Origin of the sequence: Lacticaseibacillus jixiensis (assembly GCF_042847315.1) — a bacterium.
Taxonomy (GTDB): domain Bacteria; phylum Bacillota; class Bacilli; order Lactobacillales; family Lactobacillaceae; genus Lacticaseibacillus; species Lacticaseibacillus jixiensis.
This window is the reverse complement of record NZ_BAAFPR010000007.1, coordinates 79,864-105,166: the sequence shown is the minus strand read 5'-3', so window position 1 is coordinate 105,166 and position 25,303 is coordinate 79,864. Positions and strand designations below refer to the sequence as shown.

General features: G+C 52.2%; 20 protein-coding genes. 7 read left to right on the top strand and 13 right to left on the bottom strand.

What is annotated here, in order from left to right; all coding sequences use genetic code 11:
- Positions 1-99: 99 nt before the first annotated feature.
- Genes ACGG90_RS06350 through ACGG90_RS06340 form a run of 3 tightly spaced genes read left to right on the top strand, consistent with a single transcriptional unit; the run spans position 100 to position 4,001 of the window.
- Positions 100-2,460 carry an ATP-dependent DNA helicase gene (locus ACGG90_RS06350; RefSeq protein WP_390407249.1) on the top strand — a complete coding sequence of 787 codons (2,361 nt, stop codon included), beginning with the start codon at positions 100-102 and terminating at the stop codon, positions 2,458-2,460.
- 12 nt (positions 2,461-2,472) lie between these two features.
- Positions 2,473-3,153 carry a hypothetical protein gene (locus ACGG90_RS06345; RefSeq protein WP_390407246.1) on the top strand — a complete coding sequence of 227 codons (681 nt, stop codon included), beginning with the start codon at positions 2,473-2,475 and terminating at the stop codon, positions 3,151-3,153.
- A complete protein-coding gene (locus ACGG90_RS06340; protein WP_390407243.1) occupies positions 3,150-4,001 on the top strand; it encodes a sce7725 family protein in 852 nt (283 codons plus the stop codon). Before ACGG90_RS06345 ends, ACGG90_RS06340 begins: the two co-directional genes overlap by 4 nt.
- Here the strand turns inward: ACGG90_RS06340 and ACGG90_RS06335 are convergent.
- Positions 3,906-4,835, bottom strand: a complete 930-nt coding sequence (locus tag ACGG90_RS06335) for a LysR family transcriptional regulator (protein ID WP_390407240.1) — start codon at positions 4,833-4,835, stop codon at positions 3,906-3,908. The genes ACGG90_RS06340 and ACGG90_RS06335 overlap by 96 nt on opposite strands.
- A 112-nt stretch (positions 4,836-4,947) precedes the next feature.
- Between ACGG90_RS06335 and ACGG90_RS06330 the strand changes: the two genes are divergently transcribed.
- A complete protein-coding gene (locus tag ACGG90_RS06330) occupies positions 4,948-6,135 on the top strand; it encodes an MFS transporter (RefSeq protein WP_390407237.1) in 1,188 nt (395 codons plus the stop codon).
- Positions 6,136-6,779: 644 nt separating this feature from the next.
- Here the strand turns inward: ACGG90_RS06330 and ACGG90_RS06325 are convergent.
- The 8 genes from ACGG90_RS06325 to ACGG90_RS06290 all read right to left on the bottom strand — a co-directional run bounded on the left by ACGG90_RS06325 (position 6,780) and on the right by ACGG90_RS06290 (position 16,114).
- On the bottom strand, positions 6,780-8,417 hold the full coding sequence (locus tag ACGG90_RS06325) for a C40 family peptidase (RefSeq protein WP_390407235.1): 1,638 nt from the start codon (positions 8,415-8,417) through the stop codon (positions 6,780-6,782).
- A 178-nt stretch (positions 8,418-8,595) separates the two neighbouring features.
- Positions 8,596-9,303 (bottom strand): purine-nucleoside phosphorylase, encoded by a 708-nt coding sequence (gene deoD / locus ACGG90_RS06320; protein ID WP_390407232.1) that lies wholly within the window; start codon positions 9,301-9,303, stop codon positions 8,596-8,598.
- A gap of 3 nt (positions 9,304-9,306) precedes the next feature.
- Complete coding sequence (locus ACGG90_RS06315) at positions 9,307-10,503, bottom strand: phosphopentomutase (RefSeq protein ID WP_390407230.1); 1,197 nt, start codon at positions 10,501-10,503, stop codon at positions 9,307-9,309.
- A complete protein-coding gene (gene deoC, locus ACGG90_RS06310; RefSeq protein WP_390407227.1) occupies positions 10,493-11,158 on the bottom strand; it encodes a deoxyribose-phosphate aldolase in 666 nt (221 codons plus the stop codon). The genes ACGG90_RS06315 and deoC overlap by 11 nt, the downstream gene beginning before the upstream one ends.
- 1,009 nt (positions 11,159-12,167) lie before the next feature.
- A complete protein-coding gene (locus tag ACGG90_RS06305) occupies positions 12,168-13,019 on the bottom strand; it encodes a sugar phosphate isomerase/epimerase family protein (protein ID WP_390407224.1) in 852 nt (283 codons plus the stop codon).
- 135 nt (positions 13,020-13,154) lie between these two features.
- Positions 13,155-13,403 (bottom strand): hypothetical protein, encoded by a 249-nt coding sequence (locus ACGG90_RS06300; protein ID WP_390407220.1) that lies wholly within the window; start codon positions 13,401-13,403, stop codon positions 13,155-13,157.
- A gap of 32 nt (positions 13,404-13,435) precedes the next feature.
- Complete coding sequence (locus ACGG90_RS06295) at positions 13,436-14,887, bottom strand: MFS transporter (RefSeq protein WP_390407217.1); 1,452 nt, start codon at positions 14,885-14,887, stop codon at positions 13,436-13,438.
- A 132-nt stretch (positions 14,888-15,019) separates the two neighbouring features.
- Entirely contained in the window at positions 15,020-16,114 is a 1,095-nt protein-coding gene (locus ACGG90_RS06290) for a glycoside hydrolase family 88/105 protein (protein WP_390407216.1), read from the bottom strand.
- Between the two features lie 400 nt (positions 16,115-16,514).
- On the opposite strand from ACGG90_RS06290, the gene ACGG90_RS06285 reads away from it, so the two are divergent.
- On the top strand, positions 16,515-17,813 hold the full coding sequence (locus ACGG90_RS06285; protein WP_390407213.1) for a glycoside hydrolase family 28 protein: 1,299 nt from the start codon (positions 16,515-16,517) through the stop codon (positions 17,811-17,813).
- A gap of 377 nt (positions 17,814-18,190) precedes the next feature.
- Here the strand turns inward: ACGG90_RS06285 and rhaD are convergent, their stop codons facing one another.
- The 4 genes from rhaD to rhaB all read right to left on the bottom strand — a co-directional run bounded on the left by rhaD (position 18,191) and on the right by rhaB (position 22,522).
- Positions 18,191-19,060, bottom strand: coding sequence for a rhamnulose-1-phosphate aldolase (rhaD, locus tag ACGG90_RS06280; RefSeq protein ID WP_390407210.1), 870 nt, complete (start codon positions 19,058-19,060; stop codon positions 18,191-18,193).
- Positions 19,061-19,175: 115 nt separating this feature from the next.
- The gene (locus ACGG90_RS06275; protein ID WP_390407208.1) at positions 19,176-20,450 is read right to left on the bottom strand and encodes an L-rhamnose isomerase; all 1,275 of its coding nucleotides are present in this window, start codon (positions 20,448-20,450) and stop codon (positions 19,176-19,178) included.
- Positions 20,451-20,747: 297 nt separating this feature from the next.
- A complete protein-coding gene (gene rhaM / locus ACGG90_RS06270; RefSeq protein WP_390407205.1) occupies positions 20,748-21,062 on the bottom strand; it encodes an L-rhamnose mutarotase in 315 nt (104 codons plus the stop codon).
- Entirely contained in the window at positions 21,059-22,522 is a 1,464-nt protein-coding gene (gene rhaB / locus ACGG90_RS06265) for a rhamnulokinase (protein ID WP_390407202.1), read from the bottom strand. The genes rhaM and rhaB overlap by 4 nt, the downstream gene beginning before the upstream one ends.
- Before the next feature lie 192 nt (positions 22,523-22,714).
- On the opposite strand from rhaB, the gene ACGG90_RS06260 reads away from it, so the two are divergent.
- Both ACGG90_RS06260 and ACGG90_RS06255 read left to right on the top strand, forming a co-directional pair.
- Positions 22,715-23,737, top strand: coding sequence for an AraC family transcriptional regulator (locus tag ACGG90_RS06260; protein WP_390407200.1), 1,023 nt, complete (start codon positions 22,715-22,717; stop codon positions 23,735-23,737).
- 244 nt (positions 23,738-23,981) lie between these two features.
- A complete protein-coding gene (locus tag ACGG90_RS06255; protein ID WP_390407197.1) occupies positions 23,982-25,103 on the top strand; it encodes an NAD(P)-dependent alcohol dehydrogenase in 1,122 nt (373 codons plus the stop codon).
- The last annotated feature ends 200 nt before the right edge of the window (positions 25,104-25,303 follow it).

Genomic DNA, 25,303 nt, shown 5'->3' with positions numbered 1-25,303 from the left:
TTCGGCGACAATTAAGGCACTCGCGCAGACGCGCAGGTTGTTGTACCATTAGACCAAGACCGACCAAACACATGGTCGAATATGTAAGGAGGTACGCTTGTGGCCACCAATCGGATCGGCGTGCGGGAATTCGTGGAGTTCACCGTGCGTACCGGGGACTTGAACCCGATCACCACTAACTCAAATAACACGGCTTTGATCGGCGCCAAGATCCACCGCCGCCTGCAAGCTGCCTACGACGACACCTACGAGAAAGAACTCTACCTTAAAGAAGCCGTCACCGTTAACGGCCAAGATTATGTCATCGACGGCCGCGCAGATGGCGTGCAAACCACGACCAAAGGCGTCATCATCGAAGAAATCAAAACTTCCGCCCGCGCCTGGGATCAGCTCACCCAAAACACCAAAGACCGCTACTGGGCCCAAGCGCGGGTATATGGCCATTTTCTGTGCAAGCAGCGCGACTTGGCCGAGATCACCTTGGATCTGGTGTATTATCAAACCTCTAACGATGCGGTGACGCGCTTTTCTGAAACTCACAGCGCCGAAGAGCTGAGTGTGATGTTTGACGACTTGCTGGCGGAATTCGGCGATTGGCTCAAGATCCGCTCTGACATCATCGCCTCACGCGACGAAAGTATCGCCAGCCTTGAGTTTCCGTTCCCCGCTTATCGCAAAGGCCAGCGCGAATTAGCCGCTGCGGCTTATAAAACCATCGCCGCTTCCACGCGGCTGTTCGTTGAAGCCCCCACCGGCACCGGCAAAACGATTTCCACCCTTTTCCCAACCATTAAGGCCATGGGCGAAGGCTTGATCACGCGGTGTTTCTACCTCACTGCCAAACAAAGCACCCGCCATGTGGCTGAGAATGCCATGGCGCTGCTGGAAGCGCATGGCTTGCATGCCAAAAGCATCACCTTAACGGCCAAAGACACCATTACCTTTGAAGACGAGCCTGACGACGCCAGTGTCAACCCGTATATGATCGGCTATTACGATCGGCTCAAGCCGGCGTTAAAAGACATGTTGGCCAACGAAGACAGTCTCACGCGCAAAACCATTGAGCTGTACGCCAAGAAACACACCTTGGATCCTTTTGAATTCTCGTTGGATGCCAGCTTGTTTTGCGATGTGATCATTTGCGATTACAATTATTTGTTTGACCCGGCGGTGTTTCTGCAGCGCTTCTTTGCCGAAGCCGATGACAGCAACTTCTTTCTGATCGATGAAGCCCACAACTTGGTGTCGCGGGCGCGGGACATGTATTCGGCAGAAATCGACGACGCGGCATTCACTGCGCTTAAAGTCGCCTTAGCCCCGTTCAAAGGCAAAGGTCTGCCTGCCATCAAAGCCAACATCACCAAATTGTTGACGGCGTTTGACATGGTAAGTTTAAGCATGGACAACCAACCGGAAGTCTTCCAAAAGGCGCCGGTAGAAGAATTCGTTGAAGCCTTAGACCATTTGAGCCAAAGTATCCATGAATGGCTCACCGGCGACTTGCGCACCGATCAGCAAGCCGTTGTGGACTTGCTGCTGCCGGTGTATTTTGTGTGTCTGGGGTTCTTGCGCATCTATGACTTCTATAACGACGCGTTTGAAACCAAACTCACCAAAGACGCCAAGCATTTGGTGATCAAAGAACTGTGTTTGGATCCCAGCGAATTCATCAGCAATTCTTTGGATAAAGGCCGCGGGGCGGTGTTGTTTTCTGCCACATTGTCACCTTTGCCCTATTATCAAGACGTGCTTGGCGGCCAAGAAAACAGCCTGGCTTACCGCTTGCCGTCGCCTTTTGACCAACAGCGCTTGGCGGTGCTGGTTGCTTCCAACATTCAAACCACTTACCGCATGCGCCAACAAAGCCTGCCGCAAGTGATCGCCAGCCTCACCGTGATGACTTCAGCCAAGCCTGGCCATTATCTGGTGTTTCTGCCGTCTTATGCGTACTTGGACATGGTCGCAGACGCTTTTGCCGCTGCCCATCCGGAAATGGCGGTGGTGCGGCAAGTCGCCAGCATGGACGCTGAAGCCCGCGCACAATTCCTGGATCACTTCCGCGAAGACGTGGCGCCGGTGATCGGCTTTGCAGTGTTAGGCGGGATCTTCAGCGAAGGCATCGACTTGAAAGGCGAGCAGCTGATCGGCGTGGCGATTGTTTCTGTGGGCCTGCCAGGGCTGAATTCGGAGACTGATCGGCTGAAGACGTATTTTGACGCGATCAACGGCAACGGCTTCGCTTATGCCTATCAGCTGCCAGGCTTTAACAACGTCTTGCAAGCCGGCGGGCGCGTGATCCGCGGCAAACACGACGCCGGGGTGATCTTGTTGCTGGATGCGCGTTTCTGCCGGCCGGATTACGCGACGCTGTTTCCGCCGCATTGGGCCCACGCGCGCGTGGTCAATGACTTAGATGACTTGGCCAAGCAGCTGACCAACTTCTGGCTGGCTGTCGAATAAGAAAGGACTAACATGAAAACGCCTTTGACCCTTGACCTGGAGAAAACCCTTTATGCTTATTGGGAAGCGCTAGGCGCCACTGCCGTAGAAGAAGTGACGATGCCCGATGATCAAGGCATCGTTGACACCTTGGTGCGCGAAGTTGCTGGCGATGCTGTGACTTGGTGCTGTTTTGAATTAAAAGTCACCAAAGCCGACTTCCATTCCAGCGCCAAACTCAGCTTCATCGGCAATTATAATTATTTTGTTCTGCCCGCCAGTCTTTATGCCAAAGTGGCCGCCGAGATCCCGGCTGGCATCGGCGTGTTCACCTATCGCAAATTCAACGCCCAAGCCGTCGCCGCAAGCGCCACGGTGCCAGACACCCCAGGTCAATTGACTATTGCCAAGCCGGCAAAATATCAAGCCTTGCAGGTGCCGGAAGCCGCCTTGACCACCCGCTTTATCGCCAGTCTCAACCGCGAAGTGCAAAAGGCCAAACGCATCGAACACGGCTTAAGCAGCTTCTCTAATGAACAATTGCTTAAAGAATTGCGCAAACGCAGTCAACGCTACGACGTTTATGACCCCGCTGACAACTTATACGACCAGTTTGCCGAAGAATTGACCAACACCACGATCCAAACCTTGCAAGAAGAAGTCGACGCCTTATGTGCCGAATTGGCCATGGCCAAATTGGAGGGTCAAGCGTGAAATATTATCCCTTGATCCGCGGGCGCCAATACGACTTATTGGCACTGACACAAATGGCTGACACATTAAATCCCAACATTATTCCCGTGCTTGAGCCAGTCAAAGACATCGCCGCTTTGCCGAAGCTGGTGGCGGCTTTTGCCAAGGCAAAGCACCCTTTGTATCTCATTGCGAACCCGCAAGTTGGCCAATATGGCTTGCTGGATCAGCCCAAACACGCTTTGCCTGACCCGCTGCCGCTGCCAATTCAAGCCGCGCGCTATTATGACCCGCTGGAATCACCTTTGCTCATCACCCAAACCAAACAACAAGTCGCCTTATTAAAGCCCAAGCAACTGGCGATCGTTCCAAATACTGCGCGGGTGCGGGTGCTGCATCACCCGTTGGCGATTTATCTAGAAGACCACTATCCCACCCGGGCGCGCACTGAAGATTATTACCAGATTCAAGATGAGCTATATCAATACCCCATAACGGCCTTGCCTGGTGTGGGCTTTGCTGATTATCCGCTTAGCACCCATCACTATGATGAGCACGGCTACCCGCAGCGCGCCATTGCCTTGCATTTGTTGTATCCGCGCCAAGGTGCGTTGTGGCTGCACCATTTTGTCTCGGTGAATAACGATGATTACAGTGCGCCTGGCGACAAATTCTTCGAAGCCGTGTCCACCTTGAAGCCTTTCTTGGCGGTGCATCCAGAGGCAACCACGCCGGCGACTGAGGCCTTGCTGGCGCTGGATCATTTTCCAGGATTAGGGACGCTGCGGCGCTTGCAGCTGCAACATTGGCTGACGATCATCGGCCGCTGGCTGGCCGCTGATCGCACTCGCCACAGTTTGCAGAATTAAACTGGTAAACTGCGTCAGCTGCCGATCGCTGCGATAGCGCAAAGTCACCCAGGTTTGCGGCAGCTTGACATCAACCAAGGGTAGCGGCACCACATTTGCCGGCAGCTTGATCAGATCCGCCAAGAAGCCCAGCGCCGTATTGGCCGCCACGGCATCTAAAACAACATGAGCATTATCGCTTTCAAACAAGACTTGCGGCGTTAGACCGTGATACAGCCGATCAAAGACTTGATGATTCAAGAAATTCTCACTTTGAGTCACAACTGGATACTGCAGCGTATCATGAATGGCCACATGCGTTTGCTGCGTTAAAGGGTGGGCGCTGTTGGCCAACAAGTGGAAGTGAATCGGCACCAGATATTCAGCCTGTTCAATTGCGGCACGCTCACCGATTTCACCGACAATGATCGCATCAACTGCCCCCACTGCCAGCTTCTGGCCTAACACCAAAGAACCGGCTTCAACAAAGCGCACATGTGAAAACAAGCCAGCCGCCTGCAACGCATTGATAATGGCCAATAAATAGCGCTCACTGATCGTCGGTTCGATACCGATCAGCAGCGTGGCTTTGGTCATGCGCTTGATCACCTCGCGATTGCGCTGCCAGGTACTCAACACCTCATCAGCCGTTTGCATCAGCTGCCGACCAGCTGCAGTGAGCCGCACGCTGTTGGTATGCGGATTGCGGATCAACAGCGCTGTGTCAAAATACGCCTCTAAACGCTTCACTGCTTGGGTAATGGTCGGTTGACTCACCGCGAAGCTCTTGGCCACTTGGGTAAAACTCAACACTCGACTTAACTGTTGAAAATATTCCAGATCTCTAAAATTCATAGGCACCTCATAAGCAGACGTAATAGGTCTGCTGTTTTTGACCATAATATCACTTAAATGCTAGAGTTGTTCGCATCACTGATAAGTGAAATTAATCGTGAAACCTGGTTTGATGATGCAATCAACAACTTACTGGCACCGCAATTTGGCCATTCTATGGCTCGGTGCATTCATGTCAGAAGGCGCTATTTCCTTAATCGTGCCGATCTTGCCCTTATTTCTCAAAACGCTTGGCCGCTATTCGCCAAGCCAGCTTAGTCTCCTTTCCGGCAGTATTTTTGCCGTGACGTTCCTCATTAAGGCCGCGGCTTCACCGCTATGGGGCAAGCTGTCAGACCGCATCGGCCACAAGCCAATGATGCTGCGCGCGGCTGGTGGCTTGAGCTTCTGTTGCCTGCTGATCGCCATCGCCCCAAATGTTTGGGTGATCTTACTAGCCCGTGCTATTCAAGGCATCTTCTCTGGCTACATCAACAATGCTGAGTCCATGATTGCCTCTGTCGCCCCCAAGCAGCGCAAGGGCTGGGCTTTGGGTACCTTGGCCACTGGCGATACGGCAGGCTTGTTGTGCGGTCCGATCATTGGCGGCGTGCTGGCCACTTTCGTCGGCTTTCGCGGCACGTTTCTGATCGCGGCGGTGTTAATGCTGACGGTATTTGGCTTGACTTGGGCTATGGTGAAAGAAACTTTTACCCCAGTTTCTGCCACCGCCCAAATGGGTATCCGCGACACCTTAGCCGCTCAGCCTCACGTTAAGCTACTGTTATTGATCTTCGTGTTAACACTGATCGTTCAAGCCACCAACAATGCCATCAGCCCTATCTTAAGCCTATATCTAAGCGAGCTGTTGCCGTCTGTTCCGCACCTGCCTTTGATCTCTGGCATTGTCGCAGCCTTGCCCGGCATCGCCACTGTGATTTCAGCTGGTTACTTAGGCCATTTAGGCGACTTGCATGGCCAGCGCAAATTATTGCTCATGGGATTGACTTTAGGCACAGTGGTTTATCTGCCGCAGATTTTTGTCACCAACATCTGGGGATTAAGCGGTTTGCGCTTTATCACCGGATTTTCGATCGCCGCTTTATTACCTGCCTTACAAGCCTTGCTGACGCAAAATACCAACCCTGACGCGTTAGGGCGGGTCTTTAGTTACAACCAAACTTTCCAAGCCTTAGGCAACGTGTGCGGCGCCATGATCAGCGCCGGGGTAGCCAGCGCGTTCGGTTACGTCCAAGTCTTCACCGCGGTGTGCTTGCTGGAGGCGATTGGCTTGGTGTTGGCTTGGCAGTTGAAGGGGTAAGGATTAACCCTGCTAATGTCCAATCTTCACTTAGGATAAGGCCACAACACAAGGCCAGTTTTGCTTCGGAAAGGATGCGCTCGGTTCAAACCCGCTTGCACACAATTGAGGTGAGCAAACTGCTCAAGGGTTCATCAGCCGATATCCGATCTTGATTCAGATACCGTAGGACAGGGGTTGCGTAGGCGCGTAGGGGCCGCATGCCGGTCAGGCCGTGAAACGATCAGCAGCACAAGCCAAGCGGGCTGTGCTTGGCTTGTGCTGCTGATCGCGGCAAGTTTGGAGACAGCAAGTGAGCAAAGCGAACCTGGCTCCAAACTTAGGCGAAAAACGCGCGCTCCTCAGCGCGGTTACAGCCGGCCGCACCGCCTGCGCCGGCATGCGGCCCCTACGCGCCGAAGCGACCCCTGTCCGGGCTTTGCCAAAAACTGCGCTTTGCTCAAATCCCCGCTTTATACGTTGTGGTCTTCGTCGAGCTGCGCAAAGCAACGGGCTTGCGTGTAAGTCATGACGCCGCTTGGGCAAAGTACGCCCAAACGTCATCCTGCCTTGCACTCCGCCCTAAACCCGCTTTGCTTCGCTCTGGGGACAAAAAAAAGATCCGTTCACAGATGAACGGATCCATTTTTGTGTATTTAGTGATTTTACAGAACGCGCACGCCGAAGCTTGGCATGAAGTACTTGGAAATCGATGCGATCTGAACGTTTTGGCCTGGCTTAGGCGCGTTGATGTATTGGTTGCCGCCAAGGTAAATGGCCACATGATAAGTGCTGCCGCGGCTGCCCCAGAAGACTAAGTCGCCAACTTGTAAGTTCGCAATGGAAACGACCGTGCCGGAGTATTCTTGGGCACCGGTGTAACCGCCGATTTCTTTGTTGGCGCCATTCAAGTAAGCGTAATGCGCCAAGCCTGAGCAATCAAAGGAGCTAGGGCCTTTGCCGCCCCAAACATAAGGCTTGCCCAGTTGAGCTTTAGCGACCTTGATCACAGCCGCGATCTTAGCAGAACGGCTGGCGTTGTTAGTCGTGGCAACCGGTGTGGTTGTAGCGGCTGGCTTAGTCGCAGTCGTGGTTTTAGCAGGCGTTGCCGCCTTAGCTGGTGTCGTTTTGGCTGGAGCAGCGGCTTTGGCTGGTGTTGCTGCTGGCGCAGGCGCTGGTGCTGGTGTCGCAGCAGCGCTGGAAGCAGGTGTTTGTGCCGCGGTCGTGGTAGTCGTCTTCATTTGGTTACTGTTGGCTTTGCCAGCATCACCTACAAAACGAGCCGCGATGTAGTTGCCGTCGCTTAATTGATACCAAGTTTCGCCATTGGCAGTGGTGGTGCCAACTGCGGTGACAGTCGTGCCAGCAGACAAGTACTTGCCAGCTGCTTGCGTGTAGCCAGCGGACTTCCATTCAGTCACAACGCTGTCGGTGTAAGTGACAGTCAACGATTGACTAGCCGTAGCCGTGGTTGCCGCAGTCTTAGGCGTTGCAGTCGTTGCGGCAGCGCTGGTAGTTGTCGTTGCAGCAGCACTGGTTGCGGTGCTGGTTGCAGCAGCCGGTGCGGCACTGCTAGTGGCTGTAGTTTGCGCAGTCGTAGCAGTCGTTGCGGTATCATCAGCGGTTTTGCCGGTAGTCGTGGTGGTGTCAGCAGCAGGCGCAGCACTAGCTGCAGAACTGGCAACAGAAGTTGTTGCCGTAGCAGTCGTTGCGGTGCTAGTCGCAGCAGTTGCTGCTTGAGCGGCTTGCTTGGAGCCTGCAGGCGCACTGAAGCGGGCCGGGACATAGCCACCATCAGCCAACTTGTACCAAGTTTCACCGTTAGCTTGCACCGTGGCAACAGCCTTCAGGTTGCTTGTCGCGGTCATGTAACGGCCACTGGCAGAAGCGTAGTTGGTGTTGTTCCAAATGGTCACAGCACCTTCAGTATAGGTTGCGGCAACATCAAAGCTGTCGGCAACGCTGGCAGTTGCTGTAGTCGTTGTGGCGTTGGCAGTTGAATTGTCAGCTGCGGCACCATCGACTTGGAGGTAGATTTCTGGGATCCACTCGTTTTGGCCGATTTGGTACCAAGTGGTTCCGTTGACGGTCTTTTGGCCAGTAATGGCGATTTTTTGATCCTTCACCACGTAACGTTTGACGCCTTGGAATGCTGGCTGCTGCCAGACAGTCGTAGCGCCGTCTGCGTAGGTGACGGTACCAGTAGCGGCACTGACTTGGTTAGGTGCGACGGCTAAGGTAGCGGCGCCGGCGACCCCTGCCAAACCAGCTGCGATTGCCATGGCCTTCTTTGACTCTGTCATCTAAATTCCTCCAATCGAGAATTAAGCTTGCTTTTAATAGCTTTAAGTTTTCTTTAAATAGATAATTTTAGGATAACACGATTGCCCGCAGCATACACCCGAATACCTGTTCGTCGATCTTTCTGAAAGCGCAAAAAAAGCCGTTACCGCGGCGTTTCACCCCGTTAACGACCCTATATTACAATCCCTTTACAACTGCTAATGCAAGCGCGATCATGTCATCGAAACTAGTTTGCCGCTCTTGAGCAGTCGTTTCTTCTCCGGTGACCAAATGGTTGGACACCGTCAAAATCGCCAAGGCGCGGCGAGCATACTTACGGGCCAACAGATACAATGCCGGCGTCTCCATTTCCGTGGCCAACACGCCATATTTGATCAGCTTGTGACGATCCATTTCGTCATTATAGAAGCGATCTTCACCCAGGACATTGCCGACTTTAACCGCTAAGCCGCGCGCTTGCGCCAGATGATACGCTTGATCCAACAAACCAAAATCCGCCAGCGGCGCAAAATACATCCCTGCGCCAAACGTATTCAAGATAATACTGGAATCTGTCGTCGACCCTTGCGCCAGCAGCACGTCGCGCACTTTGACCTCAGGATTCAACCCGCCGCAAGTCCCGACACGGATCAGCATCTGCACGCCGTAATCGACCATCAGCTCTGTGGCATAGATACTCATCGACGGGATCCCCATGCCAGTCGCCTGCACCGACACGCGCTTGCCGGCGTAGGTACCGGTATAGCCATACATGTTGCGCACGCTGCTGTAACAAACAGGATCTTCAAGATAAGTCTCGGCGATGTATTGCGCGCGCAGCGGATCGCCTGGCAACAAAACAACCGGCGCAATCGCGCCTGGTTTGGCATCAATATGTGTACTCATCACTTACCCCTTTGTGTGCAGTGCTGCCAGAAACGAGTGGCCCACGCCATTGCCGGCCACCCCGAAGTTGGCCAACACCGTGGCGCCAAGATCGGCAAAAGGCGAGCGCACGCCTAAGTCACCGCCATGCAAAAGCGCCTTGCTATAAGCGATCAGCGGCACGAACTCGCGCGTGTGGTCGGTGCCTTGATACGTTGGGTCATTGCCATGATCTGATGTGATCAACAACAGGTCATCTTCGCCCAAGGCTTCAAGCAACTCGCCTAAGCGATGGTCAAACGCCATCAGCGCCTCGCCATCGCCTTGTGGATTGCGGCGGTGGCCGTACATCGCGTCAAAATCCACCAAGTTGGTGAAGATGAAACCTAAACGCTTGCTGCGCACGGCCTGGATGGTTTGCACCATGCCATCGTCGTTGCTGACAGTGTGCACCCCATCGTCTAAGCCGATCCCGGAGAAAATGTCATTGATCTTGCCGATGCCATAAGTGGCCACGCCGGCTTGTTGCAAGCGATCCAGATCCGTTGGTGCAGTGGGCTTTAACGTGTAGTCGTGGCGATCTGAGGTGCGCGTGAAGTTGGTCGCACTGTCGCCGACATAAGGCCGCGCGATCACTCGCCCGATGTGATAGTCGTCGATGGTGATACTGCGGACATATTCGCAAATGTGATACAGCTCATCAAGCGGGATCACTGCGGTGTTGGCTGCGATTTGCAGCACCGAATCGCCTGAGGTGTACACGATCAAATCGCCGGTTTTAAGCTGCTGCTCGCCGTATTTTTTGATCACTTCTGTGCCAGAATATGGCAGATTCACGATCACCTTGCGCTTGGCAAAAGCCTCGATTTTGTCGATCAATGCCGCAGGAAAGCCATGCGGGAAGAAGCCCAGCGGTTGCGTGACTGGCAGGCCCATCATTTCCCAATGGCCATCCATTGAATCTTTGCCGGCAGAGATCTCAGCCATTTTGCCATAATAACCCAGCGGCTCAGGCACCGGGCCGACGCCTAAGATCGGCCGCAAACGGGCGATGTTGCCCAAACCGAGGCGCTGCCAATTCGGCAAGTACAAGTCCCCGTCAAAATGATCCCCGATATGCCCTAGCGTATCGGCACCAACATCATCGTACTTGTCAGCATCTGGCGCTTCGCCGATGCCAATCGAATCTGTCACGATTGCAATGACCCGTTTAAATTTCATGAGCAGCCTCCTTAAGAATTGTCACGCCTGCACTGGCGCCGATGCGATCATCACCGGCATCGATCAACGCTTGGACTTGCGCGTAATGGTGGATGCCGCCTGCGGCCTTGACGCCTAAGCGCGTGCCCACGGCGTGTTTCATCAACACCACATCATGCACCGTGGCGCCACCGTCGGCAAAACCAGTCGAGGTCTTCACATAATCTGCCCCAGCGGCTTCGCTGAGTTGGCAGGCTTTGACTTTCTGCGCGTCAGTCAACAGGTAGGCTTCAATGATCACCTTCACCAAGCCGCCTTTGGCATGCGCGGTATCAACCACGGCTTGGATGTCGGCTTTAACTTGATCGTCATGGCCGAAGCGCAACTCACCGATGTTTAGCACCATATCCAGTTCAGTCGCGCCTTCATCCAAGGCGTGATTGGCTTCAGCAACTTTGACCATGGTAGACGTGGCGCCTAGCGGGAAGCCGATCACGGTACACACATTGACGCCGCTTCCTGCAAGTACTGCCGCGGCGCGCGGTACCCAATACGGGTTGAGGCACACTGAGGCAAACTGGTAGCGCAAAGCTTCATCCAACACGGCGTCAATGTCTGCTTGCGTCGCATCGGCTTTCAACAGGGTGTGGTCGATATACTTGGCTAACGGCTTCATGCAATCGCTTCCTTCTGTTAGTTTAATCTCATTCTACCATATTCCTCGATTCCTGCCGAAACCCCGCCTGAAAGCGCACAAAAGCGCGCGACGTTGATCGCACGCTTTTGGTGTCACTGATAGTTTGTGGGTAATGCTCGGACAGGTCTTGCTGCGCGTCGTGGGGGAAGCGGCGGCGCAGGCGGTGCGGCCGGCTCCAACCGCGCTGACAAACGCGCGTTTTGCGCCTAAGTTTACAGCCACGCTCGCTGCGCTCACTTGTGTCTGTAAACTTGCCGCAATCAACTCAGCAAGCCAAGCACAACCCGCTTGTCTCACTGAGTTGATCGTTTCACGGCCTGACCACCGCTTCCCCCACGACGCTCCGCAACCCCTGTCCTACACGGTAGGAATCAGCTTACAATTTGCTAAATCGATCCTTGATCACGCGATATCGCAACCTGAAACAGCTGAATTAGGAAACGACGATTGCGGCAGCTGAGACGCAGGCCAAATGGCGTCAGTGGTATCATTATTCTTGGCCACGGAACGGAGCGCAACGCGCGCAGGTGTCTGGAACAAGACCGCGTCACAGAGACCCACTTTGCTGCGAAACGCAGCTCAGACGCGATGTTCGCTCTGGCGGCTCACTGCTCTACTTCGATTGCCACACCGTCTAACCGGAGCACAATGCGACCACCAAGTACCATTTCCCACACAAACCGTTTCGCCCACTGGTCTCTAGCAAGCTGCAACCTGAATCCTACTGTGTAGGACAGGTCTTGCGGCGCGTCGTGGGAAAAGCGGTGGTCAGGCCGCGAAACGATCAGCACAGTGAGACTTGCGGGTTGTGCAAGGCTTGCTGTGCTGATCGCGGCAATTTATGAGACAGGCAGGTGAGCGCAGCGAGCGCCTGGCTCATAAATTAGGTGGAAAACGCGCGCCCTTCAGCGCGGTTGGAACCGGCCGCGCCGCCTGCGCCGCCACTTTTCCCGCGACGCGCAGCAAGACCTGGCCGGCCCCGACCAGCTTATTGATACTGTTGCACAACCGGCGTGGCCAAGGCTTCGTCGATATGAGCAGGTTCCAATTCGTCTAAGCATTTGATACCAAACGGCTGATAATGTTCGGCGATATCGATCAGCGGCTGAATATCTTGCACACCTTGGCCTGGCACCACGGTTTTGATCAAGCGCGGCGCATCTGGCGTCCACTGGTAGTCCTTGATATGCACCGCCACGATGCGTTCACCGAAGCGCTCGAAGGCCTCCTTCAAGATGCCTTCTTCGTCATGTTGACCTGGCAGCAACAAGTTGGCTGGATCAATGATCAGCTTCAAGTTCGGTTCATCAGCAAAATGCGCCAATAACTCCGCGGTGCGATCCAGCGTATACAGCGGATGGTTCGCCCCCGGTTCAAGTGCCAAATATGTCCCGGCGGCATTGGCAGCCGGCAGCACTGTTTTCACCGATTCGACTAAGTCATCTAATGGCTGCTGGGTGAAGTTCTTCTCGGTGTACGGAAAACCTGCAACTACTGACCCGGTTTCAGTCGCCACGAGCCGCGTGCCAAATGCCGGCGCCATGCCTAAGTATGTCTTTAACCGATCCAGTGCGGCCTTGCGTGCTTGCTGATCGGGATCGATCATATTCACATAACAGCTCAAGATCCCTACTGCCACGCCGTGATCAGCAAAGACCCGCCGGACGTAATTGCCTAAGCCTTCAGAGATCTTGTTACCGTGATCGGTTAAAGTCGGCAAAGACAGCGGCAAGGCAAATTGCAAGGTGTGGATGCCGCGCTTTTGTGCAGCGGCTGCGATGCCTGCAATATCATCTTGAACAGGCAGATCATGCCCGCGGAACCCGAAATCATAACGCATAGTATTCCCTCCATTTTGATCATTAAATTCATTATACTCGTGCGGCCCATGGGCTTAGAAATACAAACGTCTCCGCTCCGAGGCCATTGCCGGCGACGGCGCGAAGACGCTTGAATTGTGGCTAGACTTGTCTGATCACAACGTCCGGCTGGACTTGATGCTGTCTAGCGCTTGGGCCAGTAAGCTGTAGTCCATGCCTGAGTTTGCCTCAAATTGATGAGTCTCCAGCTTGTTGAACTCTTGAGCCAAGAAGTAGGCGCTTAAGTAACGCTTCAAGATCTTCTTGGAAGCCTTGAGGTCATCTGCTTCGTCAGGTTGATAGGCACCGACAACGGTATAAGCAAACTTCTCTGGATCCAGTTGTACTTCTTCTTTTTTGGCCATAACACTCACTCCCTCAATGTGCGAAGCGGCGATTAGTCGTTCGCTTCTTCTTCAGCGCGGCGCTTAGCTAATTCAGCGTCAACATAGTTGATCCGCTTTCTGCTCAATGGGTAGAAGAGGATCAGCGTCAAGCCGCCTAAAATCATGCACCCGGCAGGAATCAAGTTCCCGATCATGTAGATTCGTTGGATAACTGCAGCAGACTGTTCGGCACCACCAGTTGTGGAAGAAACATAGCCGATCGCAGTCAACATGAAGCCGCCTAAGCCACCACCAACGGCTTGCGCGCACTTACGAGCAAAGGAGTTAACACCATACACAGTACCGTCTTCACGAAAACCCGTGAGGTATTGGTGATAGTCGATAACATCGGTGATGAATGCCCAAACCATCAGGTTGAACATCCCAGAACCCAAGGTAGCTAAGAACAAAAGCACCAAGTACAGCCATGGGTTAGTGATGTGCATGAAGTACATCAGCAAGTACATTGCCGCCCCGAAGGCCAAGCAAGCAATAGAAGCTTCCTTCTTACCAAAGTTCTTGATGAGTTTGGTGGCAAAAGGTGCCAATACCACGACAGTCCCGTAAGTGAACAGCAAAGCGATAGATAAAGCCTGCTTGTTGCGGAAGTAGTCAGTGAACATGTAAGTGGCTAAAGTCCCAGACAAGTTCTGGTTGATAACCAAGAAGAAATCAGCGAAAACCAAGGCCATTAAGGCTTTGTTGGTAACTAAGCCCTTGAGCAGCTTCTTAGCAGAAACTTTCTCAGTCTTTTCAACTTGAACACGTTCAGTCGTCATGCGATAGATCACGTTGTAGCAAGCAAACGCGATCACAGCGCAGATGATGGAAACCATGAAGAAACGGTTAGCAGAAACAGTTTGTTGACCAGCTGCGTTCTTGGAGTAAACCAGCAGTGGAATCATAAAGCCGGTAGTCGCACCACCGACGGCACTGCCGATCGAACGCCAAGTGGACAAGCTGGCACGATCGTTAGGATCACTGGAAATCGCAGAAGCCATGGAACCATAAGGGATGTTGATGCAAGAGTTCAAGATCCCATATACCAAGTAAGTGATGAAGATGTAAACAACACGCAAGCCCATGTTCCAGTCTTTAACAAATGGCAGGAACAAGATGACCGTGATGATGGTGAATGGGTACTTGACCCACTTGATCCACGGACGGAAGCGTCCGTTCTTAGTTAACGGTGTGATATCGGCCAAGCGGCCCACAGTGACATCGGCGAAAGCATCGATGAACCGTGCACTCAGGAATAACATCCCGACGACGGCACCGGAGATCCCTAATGCGTTAGTGTAATAGATGGTCAAGAAACTGTTGACCAAGCCTAAGATGAAACAGTTGCCAAGGTCCCCAAACGCATAACCGATCTTATCGACCCAGTTAAACGGGTGGGCATTGGTCTTGACCATTTTCAGGCCGGCAGCGGCTTCAGCCGCGGTAGTGTCCTTGTCTTTCATGATTGATTCCCCTTAATTTATTTTCGGTACGCATAGCCCGATTTAAGCGGGGCTCATGCACCTTAGTGTTAAATACATCGTCGCCGTTGCCGCGGCGGGATGCTGTTTAATAATTGCTGATGAAATACGAGTTTAATAGAATTCTTTGAGGTACTCAGTTAATGCCAATTCAGCCATCGACTGGCCATAAGGCATTGATGAAGTCTTGACGTGGTTGTAGAAGTCTTTGGTTTCGCCCATTGGGGTACCACCAGAAGTCCGGGCCAAGCCGCCATCTTCGTCGATGTTGTCAAACAAGGCCTTAACGCCTTTAAGCGCAACATCACGATACGACGGATCGATGTAGTGATCATGCACAGACTTCAAGATGCCATAAGTGAAACCGGCAGTCGCAGAACCTTCCAAATAACTAGATGGATCGTCGATCAACGTGTGCCACAAGCCAGTCTTTTCGTCTTGGTACTTCTTTAAGGCGTCGATTTGGTATTGCAAGTTCATGATGACAAAATCACGCAATGCGTCGCCTTTTGGCAGATCCCATAAGTTGAGCAGCTCTGGGAAGGCAATGGTGATCCAAGAATTCCCGCGGCCCCAGAAGGCACCGGCGAAGTTGTCACGCCGCAAGAAGCTCCAACCATGGAACCATAAGCCGGTTTTCTTGTCTTGCAAGAATTGAATGTGCAACAGCACTTGCTTCTTGGCTTCTTCGATGTACTCCGGCTTGTTCAAGGTCTTGCCAAGCTTTGTGAGCGTCAACACACTCATCATCAACGTGTCGGCCCACATTTCGTCTGGGTTGAGATCCCCATATGTGACATGTTGGAAGCCGCCTTTTTCAGTACGCGGCAGGCGGTAGTACAACCAGTCGCCCCAAGCTTCCAAATGTGGCAGGTAGGACTTGTCGCCAGTTTCTTCGTATAAGTATGCCAGCGTTAACATCTGAACCATGGTGTTGATGTTCTTCTCAACTGGTGGTTGTGCCAAGTGACGATCGAACCAATCCTTGATCGTTGCTAATACTTCAGGCTTGCGGCTGAGTTGATAATACTTCATCATCCCGTACAACCCAACGCCTGACGTCCATTCCCAGAAGTCGAAACTCTTGTTGTCGATCAGGGAACCATCTGCAACCTTGACGAAGAATTCGCCGGTGGGATCGCTTAGATGAATCTCGTTATCGATCAAGAGGTCGATCTTGGCTTCGACTTCTTCTTTCTTATATGCCATAACATACACCTCAATCTTTCTGTTGTGTGCTGCTCTCGCAATCGCTTACAAGTATTATTTAATAACTATTTCACAACTTCGGCAATGGCAATATCTGATGTCAATGAGACAAATTCACAGGTCGGCCCTGATGTGTTACTCAATACGTACTCAACTACGTTTATCTCATCACCCTCTGCAGCCATGAGATTAGTGATATAATTCCGAGATGAAACGTTTTTTATCGATTATTGTTTAGTCGATATCTCGAAAACTGTGAAAATGTCCTGAATGGACCATAATTTGTTGCACAAATCTCCACACAACAAATTGTAAGTAAAATCACAAGATGCTAAACTTGAGACAGCAGTTAATGGTTACGTTTTCATCAAAACATTATCATCTAATCAGGAGGTCTCTCATGACAACGATCAATGTTCTCGATTACGGCGCCGACAACACCGGTACCCGCTTAGCTACCCAAGCGATTCAACAAGCGATCAATGCCGCCGCAGCCCAAGGCACGGTGCGCATTCCCGCTGGTACTTATCTCACCGGGGCGCTGTTTCTGCACTCACATATGACGCTGGCTTTTGATGCAGGCGCCAAGTTGCTGGCTACCACTGATATCACCCAGTTCCCTGAACGCTTCGCGCGGGTCGCTGGGGTGGAAATGAACTGGCCGTCAGCGATCTTGAACCTATTGAACTTGCAAGACGTCACGATTTGCGGCCCTGGCGTCCTTGACGGCAACGGCCCATTCTGGTGGGCGAAGTATTGGGGCGAAGATCAACAAGGCGGTATGCGCGCCGAGTATGACGCCAAAGACTTGCGCTGGATCGCCGATTACGACATCAAGCGCGTGCGCTCAATGCTGGTGCAGTCGTGTTGCAACTTAACCATCAAAGACTTGACCTTCCAGCGCGCGGGCTTTTGGAACTTGCAGCTGACGTATTGTGATCAAGTCGAGGTGCAGCACGTTACCGTCCAGGAATCCAACGGTCCCAGCACTGATGGCATCGACGTTGATTCCTCAACGAATGTGCGTATCCATGACTGCTCCTTGGCTTGCGGCGACGATTGCATCGCCATTAAGTCCGGTCGTGACGGTGATGGTTTGCGCGTCAACAAGCCCAGCCAACACATTGAAATCGACCACTGCCAGATCCACTCCGGCTATGGCGTCACCATTGGCAGTGAAGTCTCCGGCTCGATTCGCGACATCCACATCCACGACATGAATTTTGAAAACTCCGGCTGCGGCTTCCGCATGAAGTCAGCCGTTGACCGCGGCGGCGTGATCGAAGACATCATCGCCGAAGACCTCACCATGACCAACGTCCAATTTCCCTTCTCTTGGATCTTGACTTGGCACAACCAATATAACCACAAAACCGCCGTGGACTTAGCTGACAAGCCGGCTGCTTGGCGCGCAGTGGCCGCCCAGATCCCAGAAGACCAACGCATCACCCAAGTGCAAAACATCACCGTCAAGAACGTCACGGCGACCTTGACGCCAGATTACGCACTGCCGGCACGGGCCTTTGACCTGGTGGCTTTGCCTGAGAAGCCGATGACCAACATCCAATTTGAGCATGTGTCGCTGCAAGCCCATGAATTTGGTCATATCGTTGCGGTTAATGACTTGCAGCTTAACGACGTGGACGTTTCCGTCAAAGCTGCTAACACGCAAGCAAACGATGAGTACGACAATCGCTAAAGCGTATTTTTCTCGCCGATAAACACAAGCCTGCCAAGCAATTCAACGCTTGGCAGGCTTGTTTTGTTGTGCAGGAACTTATCGCGCTGCACAGCCCAACGCGGGTGCAATTAGCTACGCCCTCGCACTCGCGGCAAAGAACGCCACAAGTGCAAGGACTAGGCTAATTGACCCGCTAAGAACGCTTTGCTTCGCTCTGGTTTTTTCGTCGAGCTGCGCAAAGCAACGCGATTGTGTATAAGTCGTGACGCCACTTGGGCCAAGTACGCCCAAGCGTCATCCCGCCTTATACGCATCGCTAAATTCGCTTTGGGAAAAAAAACGCGGTTCGAGAAAACTCGAACCGCGAATACGCTAAGGGATGAGTAAGTGGCAGCTTACTTAATTAAAGATTCACCATCGATAAAGTCTGGGTTTGGGGTAATGGAGAAACGGGCTGCAAGGTCTTTGAGGTTTTGGTCCGTGATTTCGTTGACGAACTTGCCGCCTTGCGCTTGAACAGTGGAGTAGATCAAGGCCGCTTTTTCAGCAGTTTCGATCAAGCCGAAAGTTTCGTCGATGGAGTCGCCGGCACCAAAGATGCCGTGTTGTGGCCACAATACCAAACGGAACTTGTTCATTTGTTCAGCAGTGGCTTCACCAATTTCGTTGGTGCCTGGCGTCATGTACGGGATCACACCAACGCCTTCAGGGAAGACCACAACAGATTCAGCTTGCATCTTCCACAAGAGCCGTGAGAAGACTTTGGCATCAAGCGGTAAGGTGAAGCTCATGGCGATGAGGTTGGTTGGGTGGCAGTGCATCACAACGCGCTCGTTAGCATCGAACTTCTGGCGCACTTCATGCGTCATCAAGTGCGCTGGGAATTCACTAGTCGGCTGGCCGCCGTCGTTGAAGCCCCACAGCAAGTCAACAGAATGGCCGTCTTCGGCGATGCGGACCAAACCGGTATCGCGTTCTGGGAAGTCCTTGACATTCTTGAAGTAACGGCCGGTCCCAGTAACCAAGTACAACTGACCCTTCAAAGCGCTGGCGTCAAAATCGATTGGCAGATTGCGCAGTACTTTGTGGCAGTCGATATATGGTGCGACTTCTTCTGGCAGCAAGCGGTAGGAGACGTTACCGCCGTTACGTTCGTCCCAGCCATGGGTGTATAAACCGTTGGTGACTTTGCACATTTGACGGACATATGGCGAATCAACGAAAGCCGGTGCAAATTCTGGGTTCATAAACGTTTCATTAGACATGAGCAATAAACTTCCTTCTTAAATGTATTGTTTAACAATTGGATGAGTAAAATGCGGGATGTTGCGCGATTGGATCGTCGAGCTGCGTGGCGCGCCGCTCCGCTCTGGTTTTTGATTACCGCTTGAGTTGCACATCTTTTTCATACTGGCGCAAATCAGACAGCCAGTCTAAGCCAACCGGAGTGCCTTGTTCTTGGCAGAACTTGTCCCAAACAGCACCGAATGGATAAGACTTTAACTCTTCTGTTTCTGCCAAACGAGTGGTGAAGTCTGCGGCGTATTCAGCGTCTTTAAGCTGTTGGGTTGGTTCAAGCAAGGCCATTAGCAAGGCCTTCTGGGTGGCGCGAGCACCAACGACCCAAGCGGCGATGCGGTTGATCGTGGCATCAAAGAAGTCCAAGCCGACATGGATGCGATCCAAGTAGCCATCACGCACGATGGAACGGGCGATGCGAATCAAGGCGTCATCCATGATGACCACGTGATCAGAATCCCAACGTACCGGACGTGAAACGTGCATGTAGATGTCTTTCTTGGCAAATGGCAGAAAGGCTGAGAACTTGTCGGAAACGTCTTCTGTAGGATGGAAGTGTCCGGCGTCGATCGTCCACAGCTTGTTGCGGGTCAGCGCGTAGTTGTTGTAGAACAAATGCGAACCTGTGGTATAAGATTCGATGCCAGGCGCCCCGAACAGCTTGCCTTCAAAGGCGTCGTCCATATTCTTTTCTGGATATGGCGTTTTTTCGATTTCATCAAGGCTGGCGATCAGGCGTTCACGCGGTGTGCGCTTGTCGATTGGGTTGTCCTTGAAGCCATCTGGGATCCATAAGTTGTTAATGACCTTCTGGCCGAGCTTTTCGCCAATGTAGTTGGCAATTTCACGGGCCAACTTACCATGTTGGATCCAGTATTCGCGAATCTTTGGATCTGGTGAAGAAAGCGTCATGTTGTCTTTGACATTGGGATGGGAGAAGAACGTTCCGTTAAAGTCCAACCCTACGCCGGCCTGCTTGGCCCAATCGATCCAATAGTCGAAGTCTTCTGGCTTGATGTCGTTGAAGTCTTTCTTCTTGCCGTCTTTAGGCACCGCGTAGAAGGCGTGCAAGGCAACTTTATGGGTGCCTGGGATCAAGGATAACGCCTTGTCGAGGTCTTGGGTCAATTCGTCTGGGGTGCGGGCAACACCTGGATAATTACCAGATACGCCGATGCCACCGGTAAGTTCTGCGTCTGGATTCAAGAACCCGCGCACGTCATCGCCTTGCCAGCAGTGGATCGATAAGGCGATTTTCTTTAATGCAGCCATTGCAGCTTCTGTATCAACGCCGAGTTCAGCGTAGCGGTCTTTAGCAACTGCATAGGCTTCATCAACTGATTGTTTTTTAACCATGAGTTTTACTCCTTTTAGGAATTTACGATTTTTGTTATTAAGAACGCTTTGGGTTTCGTCGAGCTCCGCAGCCCAACGCGGCAGGATATAAGTCGTGACGCCGCTTGGGCCAAGTGCGCCCAAACGTCATCCCGTCTTATATCAGCCGCTAAATGCGGGCTGCTGCGCTCTGGGGTCTCGTCGAGCTCCGCAAAGCAACGCGATTGTGTATAAGCCATCCTGAGTCTATGGCCAAGACCGCCATTGACTCAGGCTGTCTTATACGCATCGCTAAGTTCACTTTGCTGCGCTCTGGGGTTAATCTAGGTGGAATACTTCCTCCAGATCCAGCGCCACCGGGCTTTCATCTGGGTTGGTTTTCATGATCGGCTTCATGTAATGCCACCACTTCTTGCAAACTTCAGTGTTGGCGATGGCGTTGTAAGCTTCAACATCTGGCACTTCCAGATAAGCCAAGGTTTGGCCATTCTCCCGATTGAGGTAAATGGAATAATTTGTGGCGCCGTGAGCCTTCAAAGCTTCCTTCATTTCCGGCCAGATCTCGGCGTGGCGCTTGGCGTATTCATCATAGCAACCTGGATTGATATACATCACTTGGGCGATACGCTTCATGCGTGCACCTCTTTTCTGGCCATGAAGGCCCGATATTTGCTCAACAAGTTCGGATCAACATGCAAATCCGGCTGGTAAGTCTTTAGATCAAAAGAATCTGCGATCAATTGCCGGCCTGCCGCAACATCTTTGACATCCCCGGCTTGGATCATTTGCACGATGATATTGCCCACCGCAGTGGCTTCACTAGGGCCTGCCACCACGGTGACCCCAGCCAGATCAGCTGTCAGCTGATCAAGCAAGGCAACATTGGCGCCGCCGCCGACAATGTTTAAGGTGTCAATGGACTTGTCGATGATCTTCTCCAACTTATGGATCGAATCGGCATAATACAAAGCTAAGTTATCATACACGGCCCGCACCAGTTGGCCTGGCGTTTCTGGTACGAATTGGCCGGTGGCTCGTGCGTAATCTTGAATCGCTGTAATCATATTGTCTGGATTGGTGAAGCGCTCATCGTTGACATCGATAAACAGCTGCATCGGCGTGGCTTTAGTCGCCATTGCCGCCAATTCTGGGAAACTATATTGGTCATGGTAGTCGCGCTTGATGCACTGCACAATCCACATGCCCATGATGTTCTTTAAGAAACGGTAAGTGCCATATGCGCCCCATTCGTTGGTATAATTCTCCGCATATGCGGCAAGCCCATTCTCCGGGGTGTTCAACTCAGCGCCTAACAGCGACCAAGTGCCTGAGCTCAAGAACGCCCAGTGCTCGCCTTTGCCTGGTGTGCCCACCACCGCGCTGGCGGTATCATGGGTGGCCACGGTGATGACTTCAGTTTCTGGCAAATCATATTTGTCATACCAGTCAGCCTTCAGCTTGCCGAGGCTGGTGCCGGCTTCAACCAGTTTTGGGAATTGGTCTTGGCGCACCTGCACCTTGTTCATCAAGTCTTTGTCGAACAACCCTTGGCGCAAGTTAAGCATCTGAGTGGTGGAAGCATTGGTGACTTCAGTGACTGCGTTGCCGGTGAGGACATACCCGATATAATCTGGAATCATCAAGATCTTATCGGTTTGCTTCAACTCGCTGCGATCTTCGCGATACAGCTGATACAGCGTGTTGAAGTTGAGGAACTGAATGCCGGTTTTCTCATAGATGTACTGCTTAGGCAGATCGGAGCACAACTCGTCGATGGCGTGATCGGTGCGGTTGTCGCGATAGGAAATCGGATCTTTAAGCTTCTTGCCGTCTTCACCGACTAAGACGTAATCTACCGCCCAAGTGTCGATGCCCAGTCGTACTGAGTCGATCCCTCGTGCTTTGATCTTCTGTAAGCCGGTGAAGATCTCATTGATCAAGCGGTCGATTTGCCAACGTTCATGGCCATCCGCCATTGCAAAACCATTCTTGAAGCGGTGGACTTCTTCAAGCTGCAGCTTGCCAGCAACTTTAGTGGCTAAAATCAGCCGCCCAGAGCTGGCGCCGATATCAACGGCAACATATGCATGCATGCTTCTCACCTCGTGTTTAGAATAACTACCAGTTTTACATTTTCCGCCACATAGATTCTTTCAAACGTGGCCAGGTAACAACCTGTATATCATCCATGATTCCCCTTGTCGCTTACCATTAAACCGTTTTCATGTTATGCTAGCAATGTCAAATTATAAGCCATTTTGGAACAAAATCACAGGAGGCCACAAATGGAGCTAAGCGTATTCAAGAAATTACAAGCACTCACCCCAGTGGAGATCCAGCAGAAACGCTCACATACTGTCTCTGACGATATCCCGCCTGATGCGATCGATTTAGAATCCAGCACCGCCAATAAAGTGCCGGTATTAAACGATTACTTCTTTCGCAACCGCAACATTTTCATCTCTAAGCACAACCGCTTCGCCCCGTATCCGGAACATACCCATCAGTTCTTGGAAATCAACTATATGCTGCGCGGCCATGTCACCGAAATCGTCAACGGCCAAGAACTCACCTTGTCCGAAGGCGACGTGTTGTTGCTGGATACTGGATCGACGCATTCCATCGGCGCCGCTGGCGAAAACGACTTATTGATCAATATCTTGTTTCGCGATCGAAACATTTCTTTGGACTTGTTGAATCAGATCCACAGTACCAAAAGTGTGCTGTACGACTTCTTGCTCAACCGCGTGGATTCGCAAACCAAAGATATGCAATATATCCTATTCTCCGCGCATGACAACCAGTCGATCCAAACCACCATTGATTCCTTGATTGAAGAATATTACCAACCTGATGATTTCTCCGACACCATCATCCAAGCCAGCTTGACCATCTTGATCGCCAAGCTGATCCGCAATTACCACGTGCAAGCCAAGCACACTTCCCCTAGCCAGAAAATCGCCATTCGCATGCTCGACGACATCCGCCAGCATTATGCGACCATCACCTTGGAAAGCCTGGCTGAAAGTTACGCCTATAATAAGAACTACTTAGGCAACTTATTCCGGCATGAAGTCGGCAAAACCTTCAGCCAAGCCTTGACTGAAGAGCGCCTGATCCGTGCGCGCGAATTGATTCAAACCACCGACCAGGCAATTTCCAGCGTTTGCTCACAAGTGGGCATCTCCAACCGCAGCTTCTTCTATCATAAATACACCGATAAATTCGGCCACACCCCTAAAGAAGATCGCAAGCTCGTCACCCAAAAAGCCGGCGTCTTCGCCGATCCTGCGCAATTATTTGAATGAACGCAACACAAATACCCGCAACTTCTGCGTTGCGGGTATTTGTGTTGCTGAAAAACCTGTTTAATACAGCAATAAATAATAGGTTATCTAAGCAAATCCCATGGTCTTGACCATAACAGTTTCACCCAATGCCTTCTGAAACACATCCACAGGTCCTTGAGACAATTTCCTGAAAGCGCTTGCCTTTGACGAGTTTTGTGAAATAATCAACATTGTAAAAATCTTACACCGGAGCGTGTTATCGATGAAGATCAAAGCAGCTGTTGTTCAAGAACAAAATGCGGATTTTGAAATTAAAGACGATATTGAATTATGTGAAATGGGTCCCGATGACGTGCAGATCCATATGGTGGCTTCAGGTATCTGCCACTCTGATGAAGCACTGCGCATCGGCGATGCCGTAATCGACTACCCGATTGTCTTAGGCCATGAAGGCTCCGGGATCGTTGAGAAAGTCGGCCCAGAAGTTACCCAATTCAAGCCAGGCGACCATGTTGTCTTATCCTTCTATGCTTGCGGCCAATGTAAGTCCTGCTTGAAAGGGATCCCGACACAATGTGAGAACTACGCACATAACAACTTGTCCGGCGTTCGCCCAGACGGCAGCAGCCACTTCACTGAAAACGGCAAGCACGTGGCTGACATGTTCGACCAAAGCTCCTTCACCACCACCACGGTTGTGCGCGAACGCAACTGCGTCAAGGTACCTAAGGAACTCGACTTACGCAAGCTCGGCCCGCTGGGTTGCGGCTACGTCACTGGTTCTGGCACGGTGTTGAACACCTTGAAACCAAAGCCTGGCGACACCATCGCCGTCTTTGGTACTGGCGCGGTTGGTTTGGCGGCCATGATGGCCGGCCGGATCTCTGGCTGCACTAAGGTCATCGGCATCGACATCGTAGATTCTCGCCTTGATTTAGCCAAGGAACTTGGCGCCACTGACGTCATCAACTCCAAAGACGTGGACGTGGTCAAGGCTGTCAAGGATCTCACCGGCGGCTATGGTGTTGACTGGGCCGTTGATACCACTGGGGTCACGGCTGTGATGGAAAACTCCATCAAGGTCTTGGCTCAAGGCGGCACCACTGCCACTATCGCCGTTACCCCTAACCACATCGATGTCGACACTTGGAACGACTTGTGCGTGGACGACAAGAAGATCGTCGGTGTTAACATGGGCGATTCCATTCCGCAAATCGACATTCCGCGCTTGATCGACTTCTACAAGATGGGCGTGTTCGACTTCGATAAGACTGAGAAGTTCTACAAGTTCGATCAGATCAACGAAGCCAACGCCGATTCCCGCTCCGGCAAGACCATCAAGCCAATTTTGGTCATCGACGAAGACTACGTACCTGGCAAATAACCTCTGACAACACAAAAAAGCTCGCACCGACTGTTCATTGGCGCGAGCTTTTTTGCGTGGTTGCGGCCGGAAACGGTACCTGATGGTCACGTTGTACTCCGGTCAGATGGCGTGGAACGGGGTGGGCGGCGGGCGAGCTAACTCGACAACTCCGCTACGCTGCGCCTGTCGAGTGGATCTCGCCCGCGCGCCTTGTTCTA